This window comes from Azotobacter tropicalis (assembly GCF_059739045.1).
On sequence record NZ_AP046059.1, the window covers coordinates 50,921 to 69,020 of the forward strand.

An 18,100-nucleotide genomic window follows, 5' to 3' on the forward strand; every position below is an offset into this window, starting at 1 on the left:
CTACGGCGTCTACAGCTATGAGATCTCTCAGCTATGCAATATCCAAGGCGTCGCGTAGCAGCATTATTGTCACCCGGACGGGTTTTACGGTCAGCGTGGGGTCGGCTAGAACGTCTTCCTCGTGCATTTAATCACTGCTTTCAGCGGCCGGTACGTTGCGTAACGAATACCCCATTCATCTTCACTGCTGGATTTGGCGCCACCTTCAGGATGCTTAAGGTCATCTGGCATTTCTTCTCCTGAAATTATGCGCAGGCATTAATGCAATTCTATTAATTAGAATGCCATTTTGTTTTTTGCGTGTCAATACAGGCGCTATTGCATTTATTCGCACGTACAGGATGGAATCCGCTGATTTTTTCTGTATATTGAAACGATATTTCGTTTGTGCGCGTATCCATTGCTAGACGTCTTTCGGGCTATGGCCACCCGCTATAAAAACAAGGTATGCACGATGACCCGCAAGATCTTGCTGACAGGCCGGGAGTTGGCGTGTGAAGCCATGGCCTACGCTGCTTCCCATGGTGCGAGGGTCATTCCGACAATCCCCTACGCGCCGGCTGAAGAGCTGGTGGCGATCCTCCGTGAGGAGCAGCCCGACGCAATCGTTGTCCGTCAGAGCAAGCTGACCCGGGAAATGATTGAGGCTTCAAGGAACCTGGCTGTCATCGCTATTGCCGCCAAGTATGGGGTGGGATACAACCTAGTCGACATCCAGGCAGCGGCCGAGCGCGGCGTGCCTGTCGCCACTACGGTCGGTGCCAATGCCCAGTCGGTGGCCGAGCATGCTTTCGCGCTGATGTTCAGCGTGGCGCGGCAGACTGCTTTGCTCGACGCGCGCATGCGTGACGGCCGCTGGGACAAGGCCACCGCCAATGGCATGGGCATGGAGCTGTTCGGCAAGACCCTGGGCTTGGTCGGCCTGGGATCGATCGGAAGCATTCTGATGGATCTGGTAGCACCGCTCGGGATGCGGGTCAAAGTCTACGATCCATATTTGAAGGACCTTCCGCCACGTGCAAATGTTGAGCGTGAGGCGGACTTTGATCGGCTGCTCGAAGACTGCGATGTTATAAGCTTGCACTGCCCTCTGACTGATGCCAACCGCAACCTGTTCGGCGCTGCCCAATTCAAACGCATGCGACCGGGCAGCATTCTGATCAATACGGCCCGAGGCGAGCTAATCGACACCAAGGCTCTAGTACTTGCCCTGACCGAGAGCCAAATTGCCGGTGCTGGTCTCGACACCTTCGATCCGGAACCTCCGCATTCGGATAGTTCGTTGTGGAGCCTTGCCAACTTGGTAGCAACCCCTCATGTCGGGGCCTGCACCACCGAGGCGCGTGACCGCGCAGGCCTTCTGGCAGTCCAGCAGATCGTGGATGTGTGGCATGGAAAAGTGCTCGACCCGCGCTGCATTATCAGTCGCCAGTTGCCAGGCAACTGAAGCCGAGTAAGTCTAATCCAGGAGTCCGGTTAAATAGATAAGGTATTCCCCCGGCGAAGCTGGGGGGAATACTTGAGATTTGACTGTGCGATACGGTCATCAGGAGCCCTCTGTCTCGACCAAGAGACAGACGGTGCTCGCCCGATAGGAGACTATCAGAGTCTCACGCACACGAAGTGTGACTGTAAGTACTACGTTATTTTTATCTTGAAGAGATACAAACAGGCGATCTTCGTAGTAATTCGCAAACACCTTGGCGAGCTGTTGCATGAGTTGTCGAGGCAGAGGGGCCGGATAGTGGAATACCTGACCATGTTCATATTAATCCGGCAATACGAAAGCACAAATAATGTTCATACTAGTAGCGGCATAGGTACTTGATTTTCAAGGATAAATCAAAATACATAAAGTGCTCTATTGTATTGCCGGACTAATATGTGCATCAGCATTTCAGCCAGGCACCCGGTGTCTATGTGGTGGGCTACATCAAGGGCAAGAGTGTGGTTTTGATAGCGCGGCGTTTTATGGGAAGGGCGAGGAGCTTCACGGCTGAGAAGTTCTGGAGTCGGGGGTATTTCGTTTCAAGCGTGGGGCTGGACGAGGAGGTGGTGCGTGCATACATCTGGAGCCAGGAAAATGAAGATGAGCACTATGATCGGCTCAAATTTGGCCTGTAGCGATAGCTGCCTTTAGGCGGCCCAACTACTTATTCCTTTGAGAGACTAACAGAATAAAGCCCCCGGATTTGTCGGGAGATACTTACTCGGAACTTGAAAAATTTCGGCATGATGCAAGCGCTAAAGCCTGAATGTATGTTGTGAAGAGCAAGTACACCGACGAGCAGGCATGCTCGTCGCGCGAGCCATGGACGCCTTTCCGCTGGCCAGCAATTGGCGAAAACTTCACGCAGTCGCTTACAGACTCCCGCGGCTAGCGGCCCATCTGCCGCCGACCGCACAACCGACGAATTTAGAGGACCCCTTATGGACTGGCTGACCAACCCGGAGATCTGGGTTGCCTTCTTTACCCTGACCGCGCTGGAGATCGTGCTCGGCATCGACAACATCATCATGATCTCCATCCTCGTCGGCCGCATGCCGAAGGAGATACAGCCGCGCACCCGCCTGTTCGGCCTGGCGCTGGCGATGGTCACGCGGATTCTCCTGCTGCTGTCGATCTCCTGGGTGATGGGCCTGACCGTGGATCTCTTCCACGTCTTCGGCCAGGGCATTTCCGGGCGCGACCTGATCCTCTTCTTCGGCGGCCTGTTCCTGCTGTGGAAGAGCAGCACCGAGATCTACCACGGCCTGGAAGGCGAGGACGAGACCAACGAGGCGCCCAAGGGCAACGGTCAGTTCATCGGCACCATCGTCCAGATCGCCATCATCGACATCGTGTTCTCCCTGGACTCGGTGATCACCGCGGTCGGCATGGTTTCCCACGTGCCGGTGATGATCGCCGCGATCGTCGTCGCCGTGCTGGTGATGATGGCCGCCTCCGGCACCATCAGCGAGTTCATCGACAAGCACCCGAGCCTCAAACTGCTGGCCCTGTCGTTCCTCATCGTGGTCGGCACCGTGCTGATCGCCGAGAGCCTTGGGGTGCACGTGCCCAAGGGCTACGTCTACTTCGCCATGGCCTTCTCGCTGGCGGTGGAGGCGCTGAACATCCGCATGCGCCGCCCGCGCGCCGAGCCGGTGCAACTGCGCAAGGACATCCCCGGCCAGTAAGCCGCAAGCGCTGTACGACAACGGGGTCCGTGCGGCCCCGTTTTCGTTAGGGTCTTATGGGCACCTCTAAAAACGCATATCCAGGCTGAGCCAGACGGCAGCGCTTGATGCCCGAGATCTTCTTGCCTGCGTCATACCCCTTCAATGCCGCAGTGTCCGGGTTCTTCGCGCTCTGCGCGTCCACAATCAAGAGCATGCTGCAGGCGTTGCGCCCCAGTTTCTCGCGGGCCGCGCCAACCTGATTTTTGAGCGCCTGCTCCAGCAGGCTGCCGCCTTTGCGCGACTCGCTCCAAATGGCCAGGCACGAATTATAGCGGTCAAGTTTTTCCTGTCGGATAATGTCTGCTTCCGATCTCAGAGAATAAGACATTGACGAGGCATTCGATTTGAGGTGTTACAGATGGTGAAAACACGGCCGCGTCCGGCGGTAAATGGAGTGGCTTCGGCCGACCGGGTCCTGATGGTCCTGACAGCGTTCCGCATGGGCGACACGGCCCTGAGCTTGGTGGAACTAGCCGAGCGCACCGGCCTGATCAAGAGCACCATCATGCGCCTAATGGTGTCGCTGGAAAACCACGGGCTAATCAACCGCATGTCCGACGGTCGCTACCAGCTGGCCAGCGAGGTGATGCGCCTCAACGCGGTGTACCAAGACGCCCTGGACCTGGAGCGGCACGTCATGCCGCGACTGCACCATCTAACCGAAGAGACTGGCGAGACTGCCTCCTTCTATGTGCGCCATGGCGCCTATCGCCTGTGCCAGTACCGAGTCAATTCGCCCCATCGCCTGCGCCTGCACCTGCAACCCGGCGACATGCGCCCGATGGACGAAGCGGCCGGTGCCCAGGCTCTGCGCACGCCCTTCGACAAAGGTATCTGTCTTGACAAGCCGTTCTATTCCTGCGGTGCTACCGACCCCCACGCGGCCTCGATGGCACTGCCGATCTACGGCCCGCAGAAAGAGCTAATCGGTGCACTGGTGATCTCCGGACCGGCCAGTCGGCTGACCGAGGAGCGTGCCGAGTCATTGAAGGAGATGTTCTGCGAAGCGGCTCAAGATCTGATGCGTAGCCTAGGCGGCAAGGTAGCGGACGGCAAGACTGCTCGCTGAGAGTTCAGAAGTTGTAAAGTGTCACAGCATCATCCCGCAGGATCAGAGTGCGATCCTGCTTCCCGCTCTACCAGCGGGTTGTCCTGAGCGACCTGTGGATATGCCAGCCCAGCGCATCGGCCCGCACGGCCCGGCTCCGGGTCGGCCAGTGGCGCAACCGCCGAGGCTGAGGTTAAAGCGGATGCTGCGATCGCCGGAGTTGTTCAGCGGGGCCAACTCTTCACCCTGGCTGAAGGGCGCGTTGGCGGAGGGGCTCGGCGAGATAAACGCACTTTGGGCGCTGTTTGCTTGGAGGGCGTAGCCAGCGAGAAAGCAGCATAGATGCTTCCTCGTTATTGTTCCGTTGTAGCGATACCCGCCTTCTAAGCAGAAGGCGGGTATCGTGTCGCTTGGAGCTGCACTTAGTTAGTAGTGCTAATCGGCTTAGCGTACTCGGCCTGCTCGTGCTGGAGCTTGCGACCAAACACCAGGACCATGATGCCGCCGGCCGCGCACAGTACCGCCAGCGGCATCAGTGCAAGGGCATGGCTGCCGGTTGCGTCATGGATCGCGCCGTAGACGTTGACCATCAGCCCGCCGCCGATCAGGTTGGCCATCGCGCCGATCGCTGCCAGACCCGCCGCAACGGTGGAGGACGACAGCCAAGTCGAGACCAGAGCCCAGAACGGTCCCTTCATCGAGTAGGCACCGATCAGCACCATGCTCAGCATCACCACCGTAGCTGGCAGCGACGAGGTCACGAGAGCCATCAGCAGGCCGGTGGCAATCAGTAGCAGGGTCGCCGCGGTGTGCCAGCGCCGTTCGCCGCTGCGGTCGGAGCTGCGGCCCCAGACGATCATCAGTATCGACGCCAGGCCATAGGGAATGGCGTTGACTAGGCCAATCTGTATTGCGTCGAGGCCGAAGGTCTTGAGCAACTGAGGGCCCCAGACGCTCATGGTGGAGCCCGCAGCGGATGCACCGGAGTAGATCAGCGCCATGAGCCAGATGTCCTTGTGGCGCAGGAGCTTCCACAGCGAGATATGCCCGATGGTGGTTTTCTTTGCGCTTTCCTCGGCCAGGTGTTGAGTCAACCAGTCGCGCTGCTCGGCGGTCAGCCACTTGGCTTGCTCGGGACGGTCGGTCAGCACGAACAGACAGGCAATGCCCAGAAGTACCGCCGGGATGCCTTCGAGAATGAACAGCCAGTGCCAGCCGCGCATGCCCAGCCAGCCGTCCAGGCTCAGCAGCATGCCCGACAGGGGGGACCCGAGGAAGTTGGCGCCGGGAATGGCGACCATGAAGATGGCCACCATGCGTCCACGGTAGGCCGACGGCAGCCAGTAGGTCAGGTACAGCAGTACGCCGGGGAAGAACCCGGCCTCGGCGGCACCGAGCAGGAAGCGCATCACGTACAGTGAGTTCGCGCCTTGGACGAATGCTGTGCCGGCCGAGATCAGACCCCAGGTAATCATGATCCGGGCGAGCCAGACCCGCGCGCCGAATTTCTGCAAGGCCAGGTTGCTAGGTACCTCCACCAGGAAATAGGAGAAGAAGAACAGGCTACTGGCGAAACCGAAGACCTTCGCCGACAGGCCCAAGTCTTGGTTCATCTGCAGCGAGGCCATGCCGATGTTGCCGCGGTCAATGATCGCGATCAGGTAGCAGACGATCAGAAAGGGCAGTAGGCGCCAGGCGACCCGGCGCATGGTTGCGCGCTCGAGTTCGCTGACGGTGGGGGTGGCTGTACTCATGGAGCCCTCCATTGTTGTTTTTCTGGAGTGTCGCGTTGCCGCAGCGACCCAGCCGCAGGGCGGGCAGGGCGCGGTGGCAGGCGGTCAGTTGTCGAGCAGGTGGCGGTTGACCACGCAGCGTGGATCCAAGGACTTGCCTGCCCACAGGTCGAGGATCTGCCGAACCGCGAGCAGGCCGACGCGGTCGCGGGCCTCGATGGTATTGGCGCCGACGTGGGGTGTGGCCACCAGAGTCGGCAGTCCCAACAGAGGGCTGTCGGCCGGCGGTGGTTCTGGGTTGAAGGTATCGAGGCCGGCACCGGCGATCTGCCGTTCGCTCAGCGCCTGGATCAGCGCTTCGGTATCGATCAGTTCACCGCGGGCGGTGTTGATCAGGATGCTAGCTGGGCGCATGCGCGCGAACTGCTCAGCACCGAACAGCTTGCGGTTGGAGTCGGTCAGCGGGCAATGCAGACTGATGATGTCGCTATCGGCCAGCAGTCGCTCGAAATCCTCCTCGCGCTCGACATAGTCGCGCTTGGGCAGTTGCTGGAGATAAGGGTCATAGACCTTCACACGCATCCGCAGCGGTGCCACCAGGTCCATCAGGATGCTGCCGATCGAGCCTAGGCCGACCAAACCCAGGGTCTTGCCGAACAGCTCCATGCCATTGGCGGTGGCCTTGTCCCAGTAGCCGTCACGCATGCGTGCGTCGAGCAGGGCGGTCTGCCGCGCTACGCTGAACATCAGCGCGAAGGCGTGCTCGGCCACCGACTGGGCATTGGCGCCCAGGGCGATGGTTACCGGAACGCCGCGGGCGCCAGCGGCCTGGATGTCAATACTGTCATAGCCCACGCCGTGCTTGGCGATGATCGACAGCTTCGACGAGGCTTCGATCATTTCGCGGGTCAGCTTGCCTTGGCGCACGATAATCGCATCGGGCTGCTCGGCGCGGATGATCGCCTCCAATTCCAGGGCGGGCAGGTAGGGGGTGGTAGGGATCACCCTGATGCCTTCGGCGGCAGCATGGTTCATGGCATCTGCGGTGAGCTCGGGGCCAGTCAGCAGGATGGTACGGGTCATGGTATGCACCTTTGTTTTTGTCTTGAAGGTCTCGCTTGCACCGCGGGAAACGGCGGCAGGACCTTTTGAACCCTACCACAATGAAATGCCATTTCAAAAGATCATTTGAAATACCGGTTTATTGGCTTAAAAACTGTGTTTTTGGCTGTTGCAACGATAAAAATAAAATGACATTCTAAAAGAAGGCTTCGACATTTCAGTCGACGACATCAAACAACACCAACAGAGGAATGTCAGATGAGCATTGGATTCAGGGTCCTAAACCGAGCGTGCAAGGTCAGTGCTGAGTGGGTATCGCGCTATCGGGAAGTGCCGGTTGCCAACGTCAGTGACTCAATGAACCGCATGACCGCTGCGGGCGCGCGCTTGCGTCCGATGCATCGCGAGGGCGTGCTGGTCGGCCCTGCGCTGACCGTCAGGGCTCGCCCCGGCGACAACCTCATGCTGCACTACGCCCTGGACATTGCAGAGCCGGGCGATGTGATCGTGGTCGATGCCGGCGGCGACCTGACCAACGCCATGATCGGCGAGATGATGGTGGCCTACGCGGTCAAGCGCGGCGTAGCCGGGATTGTGATCAACGGTGCCATCCGCGATGTAGGCGCCATCGGCGCGGGCGATTTTCCGCTGTTCGCCGCTGGGGTCTCGCATCGTGGCCCGTACAAGGACGGTCCGGGCGAAATCAACGTGCCGATTGCTATCGACGGCATGGTCATCGAGCCGGGCGACCTAGTGATCGGCGACGAAGACGGTCTGCTCTGTGTGCCCTGCGATCAGGTGGCCGAGGTGTATGCTCGGGCCGCGGCCAAGCACGCTGCTGAACAGAAGCAACTCGACCAGATCGCCCAGGGGCAGAACGACCGCTCCTGGGTACTGGACTCTTTGAAGAGGAAGGGTTGCTTGCTGCCCGAGTAACTCGCGTAGGCCGCGCGCCGGTAAAGGTGCGCGGCCGTGGAATGGATCACACGGGTATTGTCACGTTGTTAGCGGTTGACTGAGATACGGCGACAATCCTGGCTATGAATCGAGCCACCGTGCCTGCCGGTGTAGTGTCGGTTACCGCTTCCTGGCCGGCGTGATGTACTACCGTTTCTCCCTGAGTCTGCGCATGGCCGGGAGTTGCCGGCCGCGTGCGGCATGGAGCCGGGCTGCGAGACAGTGTAACGCTGGTCGATGGGGTTTGGCTTGGGCATTGCCCGGCATAAACAAGCCCAAGAGTTATATGGCGACGAATAGGGAAATGGGAGTGAACCTCGAACACCACCACACAGACGCGCAGCAGAAACGGGTGGTGTGTACTCAAGCCTTCGTGGCTTGGGAAAGAGTGACGTATGCCCTGATGTTCGAACCGCTCACCGCGTGAGTTCATTATCTTCGGAGCCAGATTTTCGTTCGACCACAGATCGCAACGTGGCACTACCTATATAAATATGAGCAAAAACATCATTTCTGCATGGACATGTGATGCTAAAAAGCCTGGTTGGCTGTCCGGTAGCTCGTTTACTTATGAAGTAGGTTTGTGTGCGGCGAAGCCGTGCTAGCGCTCCTGTTGGCGATGCTCCTGATATCTAGAATGGATAAGCTGACCAATCGAGCTGGCTGCTATTAGTCCGGCAATACAATAGGGTACTTTCTAGCTTTGTTTTTTCTATGAAAATCAAAAGATTATACAAATTCAAGCATGTGCATTATTTGTACTTTCGTATTGCCGGATTAATAACGGTACGGCTTTGCACTGCTAACGATTGTCGAAAAACATTCCTCAGAAGGATTGGGGTGGCGACACGATAGAGTTTAATCTGCTGCCGTTATAGTACCGCAGTTGATTATGTGTTCAAGAGGTACTTATGGCATGTGCTGCCATCTAAAGTGGCATGGCAGTCGTACGCCTCAAATATTGATGTTTGTAAAGTGGATCATATAACAACAATAGCGAGATAAATGAAAGAATGAATAAATCAGGCTCAATGCTGGTCATAACTGCAAGTATGTTAGGCCAGGTATTGTTTCAGCAGGTTTACGCTGCGGGGTTTATTGAGGACAGCAAGGCCACGCTGAGCTTCAAGAACTACTACATCAACCAGGACGTCCGCAACCAGGATGCGCCGCGCTCGGAGGAGTGGGGCCAGGGCTTCTTCCTCGACTTCAAATCCGGCTTCACCGAAGGCCCGGTCGGCTTCGGTCTCGACGTGCTGGCGATGCACGCCATCCGCCTGGACGGCGGCGGCCGCGCCGGCAAGGCGGACATCGAACGCACCCCGGGCACCATGTTCCCGCTGGAGAGCAACGGCAAGGCCAAGACCGACTTCGGCCGGGTCGGCGTGACTGGCAAGCTGCGCATCTCCAAAACCGAAGCCCGCCTCGGCACCCTGATGCCGAAGATGCCGGTGCTGACCTACAACGACGGCCGCCTGCTGCCGCAGCTGTTCCACGGCGCGCAGATCACCTCCAACGAGATCAAGGACCTGACCCTGACCGCGGGCAAGATCGAGCACTCCACCGAGCGCAACTCCAGCGACAGCCACGGCCTGTCCATCGGCGGCGCCAACAGCGGCCCAATGCCCGGTTCAGCAACGAGTTCTACTTCGGCGGCGCCGACTACAAGCCCACCAAGGACCTGCTGCTGCAGTACTACTACGGCAACCTGCGCGACTTCTACAAGCAGCACTTCTTCGGCCTGGTGCACGACTGGAAACTGCCGGTCGGCGCGCTGCAGTCCGACCTGCGCTACTTCACCAGCGACTCCGACGGCAAGAACGAGAGCGCCTTCGGACGTGCCGAGGGCTACCGGAGCAGCGGCGCCAACGGCAGCAGCGGCGAGGTCGACAACAACCTGTGGAGCGCGATGTTCACCTACAGCCTGGCCGGCCACGCGCTGAGTGCCGGCTACCAAAAGGTCACCGGCAACAGCGACTTCCCGCACATCAATCTGGGGACCGGGCGCACCCTGTACCTGATCACCAACGCCCAGATCGGCAAGTTCGCCAGCGCTGGCGAGAATACCTGGGTGGTTGGGCATACCTATGACTTCGCCGCGATCGGCGTGCCGGGCTTGAAGACCAAGCTGACCTACTTCAGCGGCGACGACATCGACGCCGCCGGCAGCGACAACAAGGAGTGGGAACGCGACTTCCGCGTCGACTACACGGTACAGAAAGGCATGTTCAAGGGCGTCGGCCTGTCCTGGCGCAACGCTGCAATTCGTGGCAACGACGGTCGTGACCTGGACGAGAATCGCCTAATCATAACCTACAGCCTTCCCCTGCTCTGATTTCCCTTTTAGGAATACCGCTTTTATCCGAGTAACTACCAACATAGAGGGAGTATTGAATTGATCGCTTCTGGACTTGCCCCTATCAAACCGGACACCGCCACCCCATTAAGTTGATGTTCCCGCCAGGCGCCTGAACTCCCAAGGCGAGCGGTAGTTCAAGGCGCTGTGCGGATGGTGCGGATGGTGCGGATGGGCAGGCCAGCACCGGAGCCCCACGGCCGCAACTCGCTGAACTGGCAATGCGGGCAACTACTGGGCGTGCCGATCATGCCCTGTGGAGGGTCGCCGGACACCGAAAGGCATGCCTCAAGCTGCTGGCGCTGCTCCGGGGTGAGACTGGCGAGCTGGGCTATCCAGGTCGTGAGCTGACTCGCCTTTATGATCACACTCCCGAAGCTGGCGATCTCATGACCAGCTTAGCTTTCTGAAACAGCTAATCCAGACATAGCCTTCTTTTTTCCGGTTCAGCCCTGGAGTGCCCCTGGTGCGTCCGGTCGGCGCAACGCTGGCTGGAAATGCTTCAGGCGCAGCGCGTTGCCGAGCACGAACACGCTGGACAGGGCCATGGCGCCGGCGGCGAGGATCGGCGAGAGCAGCATGCCGTTGACCGGGTAGAGCACGCCGGCGGCCAGCGGGATCAGCGCAGTGTTGTAGGCGAAGGCCCAGAACAGGTTCTGGCGGATGTTGCCGAGGGTCGCGCGGGACAGGGCGATGGCCGTGGGCACGCCGCGCAGGTCGCCGGACATCAGCACCACGTCGGCGGCCTCGATGGCGATGTCGGTGCCGCTGCCGATGGCCAGGCCGACGTCCGCCGCGGCCAGCGCCGGGGCATCGTTGATGCCGTCGCCGACGAAGGCGAGGCGGCCATGGGCGGCCTTGAGGCGCTCGACCGCGGCGACCTTGCCGTCCGGCAGCACCTCGGCGACCACCTCGTCGATACCCAGCTGGCGGGCGATGGCCTCGGCGGTGTAGCGATTGTCGCCGGTGATCATCGCCACCTTCAGACCCAACTCATGCAGTGTGCGGACCGCCGCCGGGGTGCCGTCCTTGAGCGGGTCGGCCACCGCCAGCATGGCCGCCAGGCGACCGTCGATAGCGGCGTACAGCGGGGTCTTGGCCTCGTCGCCGAGCCGTTGGGCTTGAGCGGCGAAGATCGCCACGTCGAGGCCGAGCTGCGCCATGAAGCGATCGGCGCCGATCTCCAGCCGCGCGCCGTCCACCGTGGCGCGCACGCCGTAGCCGGTGACCGACTCGAAGTTCTCCAGCTGGCCGAGGGCGAGGTTTTCCGCCTCTGCCGCCGCGACGATGGCGCGGGCGATGGGGTGTTCGGACCGGTCCTCGACGGTGGCGACCCTGGCCAGCACCATGCCGCGCTCGAAGCCCTCGGCGAGGATCAGGTCGGTCAGCGCGGGCTTGCCGCGGGTCAGGGTGCCGGTCTTGTCCAGCGCCACCACTTGGGCGTCCTTGAGCAACTGCAGGGCTTCGCCCTTGCGGAACAGTACGCCCAGCTCGGCGGCGCGGCCGGTGCCGACCATGATCGAGGTGGGCGTGGCCAGGCCCATGGCGCAGGGGCAGGCGATGATCAGCACGGCCACCGCGTTGACCAGCGCGAAGGTCAGCGCAGGCTGAGGGCCGAAGAGCATCCAAGCGAGGAAGGTGAGCAGCGCGGCGAGCATCACCGCCGGGACGAACCACAGGGTGACGCGGTCGACCAGCGCCTGGATCGGCAGCTTGGCGCCCTGGGCCTGCTCGACCATGCGGATGATCTGCGCCAGCACGGTGTCGCCGCCGATCCGGGTGGCGCGCATGGTCAGCGCGCCGTTCTGGTTGATGGTGCCGCCGACCACGCCGGCGCCGGGGACCTTTTCCACCGGGACCGGCTCGCCGGTGATCATCGACTCGTCGACGAAGCTCGCCCCCTCGATCACCTCGCCGTCCACCGGGATGCGCTCGCCGGGGCGCACCTCGAGCAGGTCGTCGCGGCGCAACGCCTCGATGGCTACCTCCTGTAGCCGGCCGTCGCGGCGTATCCGAGCGGTCTTCGCCTGCAGGCCGATTAGGCGCTTGATCGCCTCCGAGGTGCGGCCCTTGGCGCGGGCCTCGAGGAAGCGGCCGAGCAGGATCAGGGCGACGATCACCCCCGCCGCCTCGTAGTAGACGTGCACGGTGCCGGCCGGCAGCAGGCCGGGGGCGAAGGTGGCGACCAGCGAGAACAGCCAGGCGGCGCTGGTGCCGACCGCGACCAGCGAGTTCATGTCGGGAGCGCCGCGCAGCAGGGCCGGGATGCCTTTCTGGAAGAAGCGCCGGCCGGGACCGAACAGCACCGCCGTGGTGAGCGCGCCCTGCACGATCCAGCTGGCCTGCTGGCCGAGGGTGGCGAGGATCAGGTGGTGCAGGGCGGGGATCAGGTGCGCGCCCATCTCCAGCAGGAATACCGGCAGGCTGAGGGCGGCGGCCAAGGTCAGGTCGCGCTTGAGCGAGGCCAGTTCGGTACTGCGCCGTGCCTCTTCGGCATCCAGCAGTTCGCCGGCGGCGACCGCGGGGCTGGCCGTGTAGCCGGCGCGTTCGATGGCGGCGATCAGCGCGGTCGTCGGCAGGCCGCGCAGAACGCGCACCCGGGCGCGTTCGCTGGCCAGGTTGACGCTGGCATCCGTCACCCCCGGCACTTTCTTCAGCGCCCGTTCGACGCGGCCGACGCAGGAGGCGCAGGTCATGCCGGTCACGCTCAGCTCGACGCTGTCCTCGGCGACCTGGTAACCGGCTTTGTGTACGGCAGCAACGGCGGCGCCGACGTCGGCGGCATCGGCAAAGGTGATTTCCGCCCGCTCGCTGGCCAGATTGACGCTGGCGCCCGTGACGCCGGGCACCTTGTTCAGGACGCGCTCGACCCGCCCGACGCAGGAGGCACAGGTCATGCCCTCGACCGCCAGGCTCAGATGCGCCCCCTGATTCGGGCGATCGATGCTGATTGATGAATCCATGCAGGCCTCCTTGAGAGTCTCGACTGCCGGCACCTTAGAGCTTGCTGTGGTGGCAAGGTCAAGCCTCGGCGAGCGTGTGCACGCCGTTGGGTTGTCCCAAATCATCGGTTGGCGCAGGGCTGGCTGGCAAAATGGCATTGTCACAAGGACGACCCGGGGCAGGCACATGCCCGGATTCCCGCTGCGGACCAGGGAGGGAATCAATCCATCGCTTTTTCACTCGATATTGCTGTCTTGCCATGTCCCCGCTCCGTCGCGACGGAGTACCGCCCGTGCGGATACCGCAACGCTGTACTGCAGCGGATCTGCGGGGGTCGGGAATGGCAAAAACCAGCGCGACGTTCCTCGGAGGGAACCGCCACCATGAAAACATCCGGCGCCCTAGCCCTGACTCTCAGTCTGTTGACTCTCGAAGGTGTGTCCGTCGCCAAGGCCGACGACAAAGCCGAAGAACAAGCCACCGGCCGGTCGCTAGGCGGCATGAACGGCATGATGATCGGCGCCATCGGCGGACCGATCGGCATGCTGGTCGGTGCCGGCGTCGGCCTGCTGGTCGGCGACGGCGCGGAGGAGGTGGCCGAGAATGCCTTGTCCGACAGCGACAAGCCAAAGTCTGCCGACACGGACAAAACCACCATCATCCGCTGAAGACCTGCCGGCCCGGTGCGATCCAGCGGGCCTTTTCTTCGATGCAAACAAAAAGCGGCGAGAGGATCGCTCTCGCCGCTTCATGTCGTTCCTTCGTCCCTGGGTTCATCGTCCTGATGATGCCGCTATCCTGCGGCTTTCCCTAGCCTCCATCCCTGGCAGCTTCCATCGTTCCTTCGATGTCGCTGTGGGAGTGAATCTACCGGGATGGCCGCGTCGGATAAATTGGCAAGGCTCCTGATCTTTCGTAGGTCAGGGCTTACACGGAGTAAGCGCTCGGCAAGCCGGCACCCGGATAGCCTTGGGCCGCAGGGGCGCTACCGCTCGCGGCCGGTGCAGACCTGTGGATGGAGCAGGCCGTAGCGGAGGCGGCAGGAAGCGTAGCCGAAGGCTTTCCTTGCATCACATCGCCCACCTGAGCTGCTCTTCGCCGGGCTTGAAGTCGGCAAAGAAGGCCTGGACCTGCTCGGGCCTGACTTCGGCGAGGGTCGGCGGGTTCCAGCGCGGGGACTTGTCCTTGTCGACCAGCAGCGCTCGCACGCCTTCCATGATGTCGCCTTGGGCGAACCACTGGCGGTCCAGATGCAGTTCCAGGGCGAAGCAGTCGTCGAGGGACAGGTGGCGGCCACGCTGCAGCAACTCCAGCGTCACGCAGAGCGACAGCGGCGAGCGGCTGTCCAGCAGGCGGACGGTTTCCTCGGCCCAGGCGCGGTATTCCGGACGATGCTCGGCGAGCAGCGAGGCGCGGATGGTCGGGATGTCCGGCAGGGAGAAGTGGGTTTCGATGGCCGGGTGCAGCTTCTTGAGCTCCGCGCCCGGCAGGTGGCGCTTGCCGAAGGCGGCCAGCAGGTTGCCGAGCGCCTGGCGCGGGTGCTTGTCCCAGGTCAGCTCGTCGAGACTGCGCTCCAGCTCGGCGAAGCCCTCGCTCGGCAGGTACCAGTCGGCCAGGCCGGCGTAGAGGGCGTCGGCGGGGGACAGATGCACGCCGGTGACGCCCAGGTAGAGGCCCAGGGCATCGGGCAGGCGGGACAGGAAGTAGCTGCTGCCGACGTCCGGGAAGTAGCCGATGCCGACTTCCGGCATGCCCATCCGGGTCCGCTCGCTGATCACCCGCAGCATGCTGCCCTGGACCAGGCCCAGGCCACCGCCGAGGACGAAGCCGTCCATCAGGGCCAGTACCGGCTTGGGATAGCAGTGCAGATAGTGATCGAGGGCGTATTCCCGCTCGAAGAAGGTCAGGTAGCGGCCGTCCTCGGCGCGGAAACTGTCGTACAGCGCACGGATGTCGCCGCCGGCGCAGAAGGCCTTGTCGCCGGCGCCGTGCAGCACCACGGCGAGGATCGTCGGGTCCGCTGCCCAGGCTTCGAGCTGGCGGTGCAGGGCGCAGACCATCGGCAGGGTGAGGGTGTTGAGGCTGTCCGGACGGTTCAGGGTCAGGTGGCCGATGCGGTTGCGTTCCGTAACCAGTACGGGACAGTCGGAAAGGTGCGTCATGAATGATTGTCCTTATTGTAGAGGTGGATAATCGCGGAGAAGTCCAGGGCCTCGTTGCCCTGGGCGACGAAAACTTGGTAGAGCTGCTGGGCGAGGGCGCCGAGGAGCACCGGCTGGCCGACTTGGCGGGCGGCTTCGCTGGCCAGGCCGAGATCCTTGAGCATCAGGTCGCTGCGAAAGCCGCCGCTGTAGCCGCGCGCGGCGGGAGCCTCGTCCAGCACGCCGGGAAAGGGGTTGTAGGCGTCGGTGCTCCAGCAGCGGCCGCTCGAGTTGTTGATAACCCCGGCCAGCACCCTGGCGTCCATGCCCAGCGCTACGCCCAGGCTCATCGCCTCGGCGGCGCCGATCATCGAGATGCCGAGCAGCAGGTTGTTGGCGACCTTGGCCACCTGACCGTTGCCGGCAGCGCCGCAGTGGACGATGTTCCTGCCCATGGCGGCGAGGATCGGCCGGGCCTGCTCGAAGTCCTCCGCGGTGCCGCCGACCATGAAGGTCAGGATGCCGGCCGCGGCGCCCGCCGTGCCGCCGGAAACCGGCGCATCGAGCATGGGGTTGCCATGGACCCGGGCGGCGGCGGCGACTTCGCGGGCGCTCAGCGGGTCGATGGTGGAGCTGTCGATCAGCAGGAGGCCGGGGCGGACCTGTCCGAGCAGACCGTCTTCGCCCAGGTAGACCGCCTTCACATGGGCGGCGGCGGGCAGCATGGTGATGATCAGTTCGGCCTCGCTGTGCGCCACGGCGGCGGGCGAATCGCAGGCGCTCGCGCCGGCTTCGACCAGGGCGGCGACGGCCGCTGCGGAGAGGTCGCAGACGCTCAGCCGGTGGCCGGCCTTGAGCAGGTTGCGCGCCATCGGCGCTCCCATGTTGCCGAGTCCGATGAAACCGATGTGCATGGCGATCTCCTCCGGCTCACTCGAGGGCGGTAGTGGCGTCCAGTGGGCTACCGAGTCGATCTCCGTCGCACCGGCGTGGAGCGACGAGGTGTCCGCGGGTCGGCTGCTGGTGCTTGAGGAGGGTGGGCGCGTGGGCAGCGATCGGTGCCCTGCGACGGGTACGGAGGGTTGCACTTGACTTCGAGCCGGTGACGAAGGAGTCGCGAATCAGGATTTTCCGGGTGGCCGGATCGACTGCAGTGCGCCACTGTTCACTGGCGGAGTCGACGAAACAGCCATCGATCAGCAGCCTGACGCGGTGAATGGCGCCTTGCTCGCTCATGGGGAACCCCCGATCTTCTTGTTTTCGTCCGATGCCGCGTCGGAGCGGACTCTGTCTAGGAGGCTAGCAGTGGGATGCTGTAGGTGCCATTGGCGGTATTGCTAATTGCATTGGCATGGCAATCAACCAGCCCTGCGCGGATTGTGCGGCATCGTCAGGGAGATGTACTGGCCGAGGTCAAGGAATGTGCGATGTCCGCACGCTTCAGTCGATCCGTGCTCCGGCGGCGATCCAGGCGCCGATCAGCTCGCGCTCTTCCGGGGTCATGCCGGTGAGGTTGCCGAGCGGCATGAGCTGACTGGCCACCGCCTGGGCATGGATCTTCGGCGCCAGGGCGCGGATCTGCGCGGGACTGTCGAGCATCACCCCGCCCGGTGCGCTGGCGAACAGCGGGCTGCTTGGCCGGGCGGAGTGGCAGACCGTGCAACGCTCGTGGATCACCGCGGCGACCTGGACGAATTGGCCGGTTGGTGCCGTGTCGCCGGCGACCGGCACGGGCGTCTGCCGCGGCGCGCTGACGAAGGCCAGGCAGAGCAGGCCCAGGGCCGCGGCCGGCAGCGCCCAGGCAAAGCGCTGGCTGGCGTGCCGGGTGTTGAAGTAGTGGCGCACCAGCACCGAGAGCGCGGAGAGAGCGGCGAGGATCGCCCAGTTCCACGAACTGCCGTAGGTGCTGGGGAAGTGGTTGCTGATCATGATGAACAGCACCGGCAGGGTCAGGTAGTTGTTGTGCCGCGAGCGCAAGAGGCCCTTGGCCGGCAGACGCGGGTCCGGTACGTGGCCTTCCGCGATGGCTTTCACCAGGTCGCGCTGCGCCGGCATGATGATGCGGAACACGTTGCCGACCATCAGGGTGCCGATCAGCGCGCCGGTGTGGATGTAGGCGGCACGGCCGCCGAACACCTGGCTGTAGCCCCAGGCGGCGAGGACGATCAGCGCGAACAGCACCCCGCCGAGCAGTGCCGGGCGCCTGCCCAGCGGCGAGTCGCACAGACGGTCGTAGACCAGCCAGCCGGCGATCAGCGAACCGAAGCCCAGTGCCACCGCCGCTGCCGGCGGCAGCGCGCTGCCTGGGGCGAGCAGGTAGAGGCCGGGATTCAGGTAGTAGACCGCGGTGAGCAGGGCGATGCCGGACAGCCAGGTGCTGTAGGCCTCCCACTTGAACCAGTGGAGTTTCTCCGGCATGCGCGGCGGGGCCAGCTTGTACTTTTCCAGGTGATAGATGCCGCCGCCGTGGATCGCCCAGAGCTCGCCGGCGAGTCCTTCGCGGGGATTGTGCCGGTCGAGGTTGTTTTCCAGCCAGACGAAATAGAAGGAGGCGCCGATCCAGGCGATGCCGACGATCATGTGAATCCAGCGGATGGCGAGGTTCAGCCATTCGGTCAGGTGTGCTTCCACGCAAGATACC

Annotated in this window: 11 protein-coding genes and 4 pseudogenes; 7 read left to right on the plus strand and 8 right to left on the minus strand. The window is 62.6% G+C overall.

Features of this window, described 5'->3' with window-relative positions; genetic code table 11:
* The first annotated feature begins 454 nt into the window (after positions 1 to 454).
* From Atro_RS00255 to Atro_RS00265, 3 genes and pseudogenes are all read left to right on the plus strand, one after another.
* Positions 455 to 1,447, plus strand: a complete 993-nt coding sequence (locus Atro_RS00255) for a hydroxyacid dehydrogenase (RefSeq protein WP_497925877.1) — start codon at positions 455 to 457, stop codon at positions 1,445 to 1,447.
* A 144-nt stretch (positions 1,448 to 1,591) separates the two neighbouring features.
* Positions 1,592 to 2,124, plus strand: a pseudogene (locus tag Atro_RS00260) (transposase).
* Positions 2,125 to 2,430: 306 nt separating this feature from the next.
* A complete protein-coding gene (locus tag Atro_RS00265; protein WP_497925879.1) occupies positions 2,431 to 3,177 on the plus strand; it encodes a TerC family protein in 747 nt (248 codons plus the stop codon).
* Between the two features lie 100 nt (positions 3,178 to 3,277).
* On the opposite strand, the pseudogene Atro_RS00270 reads toward Atro_RS00265, so the two are convergent.
* Positions 3,278 to 3,487 (minus strand): annotated as a pseudogene (locus Atro_RS00270) (IS5/IS1182 family transposase); the annotation flags it as partial.
* Positions 3,488 to 3,577: 90 nt separating this feature from the next.
* Here Atro_RS00270 and Atro_RS00275 point away from each other — a divergent pair.
* Entirely contained in the window at positions 3,578 to 4,288 is a 711-nt protein-coding gene (locus tag Atro_RS00275; RefSeq protein WP_497925881.1) for an IclR family transcriptional regulator, read from the plus strand.
* Between the two features lie 401 nt (positions 4,289 to 4,689).
* Here Atro_RS00275 and Atro_RS00280 read toward each other — a convergent pair whose 3' ends face one another.
* A complete protein-coding gene (locus tag Atro_RS00280; RefSeq protein WP_497925883.1) occupies positions 4,690 to 6,021 on the minus strand; it encodes an MFS transporter in 1,332 nt (443 codons plus the stop codon).
* 84 nt (positions 6,022 to 6,105) lie between these two features.
* Positions 6,106 to 7,083 carry a hydroxyacid dehydrogenase gene (locus Atro_RS00285; protein WP_497925885.1) on the minus strand — a complete coding sequence of 326 codons (978 nt, stop codon included), beginning with the start codon at positions 7,081 to 7,083 and terminating at the stop codon, positions 6,106 to 6,108.
* A 237-nt stretch (positions 7,084 to 7,320) separates the two neighbouring features.
* Here Atro_RS00285 and Atro_RS00290 point away from each other — a divergent pair, with 237 nt between their 5' ends.
* The gene (locus Atro_RS00290; protein ID WP_497925887.1) at positions 7,321 to 7,998 is read left to right on the plus strand and encodes an RraA family protein; all 678 of its coding nucleotides are present in this window, start codon (positions 7,321 to 7,323) and stop codon (positions 7,996 to 7,998) included.
* Positions 7,999 to 9,050: 1,052 nt separating this feature from the next.
* Positions 9,051 to 10,354: pseudogene (locus Atro_RS00295) on the plus strand (OprD family porin).
* Between the two features lie 194 nt (positions 10,355 to 10,548).
* Here Atro_RS00295 and Atro_RS00300 read toward each other — a convergent pair.
* Positions 10,549 to 10,737, minus strand: a pseudogene (locus Atro_RS00300) (IS1595 family transposase); the annotation flags it as partial.
* An 84-nt stretch (positions 10,738 to 10,821) separates the two neighbouring features.
* Positions 10,822 to 13,338 carry a heavy metal translocating P-type ATPase gene (locus Atro_RS00305; protein ID WP_497925889.1) on the minus strand — a complete coding sequence of 839 codons (2,517 nt, stop codon included), beginning with the start codon at positions 13,336 to 13,338 and terminating at the stop codon, positions 10,822 to 10,824.
* 363 nt (positions 13,339 to 13,701) lie between these two features.
* On the opposite strand from Atro_RS00305, the gene Atro_RS00310 reads away from it, so the two are divergent.
* Positions 13,702 to 13,986 (plus strand): hypothetical protein, encoded by a 285-nt coding sequence (locus Atro_RS00310; RefSeq protein WP_497925891.1) that lies wholly within the window; start codon positions 13,702 to 13,704, stop codon positions 13,984 to 13,986.
* A 402-nt stretch (positions 13,987 to 14,388) separates the two neighbouring features.
* Here the strand turns inward: Atro_RS00310 and Atro_RS00315 are convergent, their stop codons facing one another.
* From Atro_RS00315 to Atro_RS00325, 3 genes are all read right to left on the minus strand, one after another.
* Positions 14,389 to 15,480 carry an enoyl-CoA hydratase/isomerase family protein gene (locus tag Atro_RS00315; RefSeq protein WP_497925893.1) on the minus strand — a complete coding sequence of 364 codons (1,092 nt, stop codon included), beginning with the start codon at positions 15,478 to 15,480 and terminating at the stop codon, positions 14,389 to 14,391.
* Positions 15,477 to 16,373 (minus strand): 3-hydroxyisobutyrate dehydrogenase, encoded by an 897-nt coding sequence (mmsB, locus tag Atro_RS00320; protein ID WP_497925895.1) that lies wholly within the window; start codon positions 16,371 to 16,373, stop codon positions 15,477 to 15,479. Before mmsB ends, Atro_RS00315 begins: the two co-directional genes overlap by 4 nt.
* A gap of 526 nt (positions 16,374 to 16,899) precedes the next feature.
* Positions 16,900 to 18,090, minus strand: a complete 1,191-nt coding sequence (locus Atro_RS00325) for a urate hydroxylase PuuD (RefSeq protein ID WP_497925897.1) — start codon at positions 18,088 to 18,090, stop codon at positions 16,900 to 16,902.
* Positions 18,091 to 18,100: the final 10 nt, after the last annotated feature.

Coding starts and splice junctions, on each gene's coding strand:
- Atro_RS00255 (WP_497925877.1), top strand. CDS start 455: ATGACCCGCAAGATCTTGCTGACAGGCCGGGAGTTGGCGTGTGAAGCC.
- Atro_RS00265 (WP_497925879.1), top strand. CDS start 2,431: ATGGACTGGCTGACCAACCCGGAGATCTGGGTTGCCTTCTTTACCCTG.
- Atro_RS00275 (WP_497925881.1), top strand. CDS start 3,578: ATGGTGAAAACACGGCCGCGTCCGGCGGTAAATGGAGTGGCTTCGGCC.
- Atro_RS00280 (WP_497925883.1), bottom strand. CDS start 6,021: ATGAGTACAGCCACCCCCACCGTCAGCGAACTCGAGCGCGCAACCATG.
- Atro_RS00285 (WP_497925885.1), bottom strand. CDS start 7,083: ATGACCCGTACCATCCTGCTGACTGGCCCCGAGCTCACCGCAGATGCC.
- Atro_RS00290 (WP_497925887.1), top strand. CDS start 7,321: ATGAGCATTGGATTCAGGGTCCTAAACCGAGCGTGCAAGGTCAGTGCT.
- Atro_RS00305 (WP_497925889.1), bottom strand. CDS start 13,338: ATGGATTCATCAATCAGCATCGATCGCCCGAATCAGGGGGCGCATCTG.
- Atro_RS00310 (WP_497925891.1), top strand. CDS start 13,702: ATGAAAACATCCGGCGCCCTAGCCCTGACTCTCAGTCTGTTGACTCTC.
- Atro_RS00315 (WP_497925893.1), bottom strand. CDS start 15,480: ATGACGCACCTTTCCGACTGTCCCGTACTGGTTACGGAACGCAACCGC.
- mmsB (WP_497925895.1), bottom strand. CDS start 16,373: ATGCACATCGGTTTCATCGGACTCGGCAACATGGGAGCGCCGATGGCG.